The following is a 1,252-nucleotide window of genomic DNA, read 5'->3' on the forward strand; positions in this document are numbered from 1 at the left end:
AGGTGGGTGAAGCCATGGCCATGGTCAAAGCGCTTAACCGGATCACGCTATTAGGAATGCCGAACAGTATTCGCATCACGTAACAATCGACCCGTATGGGGCGCAGTCGTCACAAGTTCTGATTTATTCAACAAAGCCCCAAAAGTTCTATTTATTCAACAAAGCCATATTAATACACATTCCCTTCAGGCTTAGCCTGAAGGGAATGTGATAAAGCATTACTGTTGAGTCGGCGCGCTCGTCATTTTCTTCAGGTCTTGATCGATAAAGAACAGCCCCCCTTGCGCGGTATTCACCAATGCCAACTTGTCGAGAATGGATTTAAACAATTTCTCTTCTTCATGTTGCTCAGCAACATACCATTGTAAAAAGTTGAACGTTGAATAATCCCGCTGCGTCATTGCTGCATGAGCCAGCTCATTGATTTTTCGCGTAATTAATTGCTCATGCTCATAGGTTTGTTCAAACACGTCAGCCAGAGAGGCGAAATCAACCGGCGGTGCTGCGATGGCTCCCAGTATCGGCATGCTGCCGGTATCATCTAAATAATTGAAGAGGCGTTGCATATGCTCCATCTCTTCTTGAGAATGTGTCTTCAGGAATGCTGACGCACCTTCAAACCCTTTATCACCACACCATGCGCTCATTTGCAGGTATAAATTAGCAGAATAGAATTCCAAGTTTAGCTGATCGTTTAATTGTTGAATCATCTCTTTTTTAAGCATCTTTCATTCCCTCTGATTGGCAGGTGAGTCAATTTTTTCCCATTATGCCTTGCTGTTAAAAAATAAAAAACATTTTATTATCAATGTAATTAACATAAAAAATAAACCATTATTAATCATAAACATAAAATAATTGATAACGATTTTCAATTTCATAAAATGGTTATTTAACGCATCTATTTGAGAATGGTTTTTATTTCATTTCAACGTACTTCAGGATATTTATAAAAACCGACACGTCTATTTAATAACCTAAAGAATAATCATTCTTTTTTAGCATCAGGTCGGCTTTGTTGAATAATAGGGAATAATGCTGTTGTGACACTCCTGTTTTGGATTAAAATGCTGATCGCTCCGGGATGCATCACCACGCTCTGGATTTAACAGGCTTTGTTGAATAAATCAGAACTTGTAACGACTGCGCCCCATACGGGTCGATTGTTACGTGATGCGAATACTGTTCGGCATTCCTAATAGCGTGATCCGGTTAAGCGCTTTGACCATGGACATGGCTTCACCCACCTGAG

Annotated in this window: 1 protein-coding gene and 2 pseudogenes; 1 reads left to right on the forward strand and 2 read right to left on the reverse strand. The window is 40.3% G+C overall.

The window, feature by feature from the left end; all coding sequences use genetic code 11:
- A pseudogene (locus QZ506_RS03365) lies at window positions 1-83 on the forward strand (lipoprotein); the annotation flags it as partial.
- A 135-nt stretch (window positions 84-218) separates the two neighbouring features.
- Here QZ506_RS03365 and ftnA read toward each other — a convergent pair.
- Entirely contained in the window at window positions 219-725 is a 507-nt protein-coding gene (ftnA, locus tag QZ506_RS03370; RefSeq protein WP_291969063.1) for a non-heme ferritin, read from the reverse strand.
- Between the two features lie 441 nt (window positions 726-1,166).
- A pseudogene (locus tag QZ506_RS03375) lies at window positions 1,167-1,252 on the reverse strand (lipoprotein); the annotation flags it as partial.

It is taken from the genome of Candidatus Symbiopectobacterium sp. (genome assembly GCF_020054415.1).
Taxonomy (GTDB): Bacteria; Pseudomonadota; Gammaproteobacteria; order Enterobacterales; family Enterobacteriaceae; genus Symbiopectobacterium.

Excerpts from the sequence above, each read along its gene's own strand:
- ftnA (WP_291969063.1), bottom strand. The coding sequence starts at position 725 with ATGCTTAAAAAAGAGATGATTCAACAATTAAACGATCAGCTAAACTTG.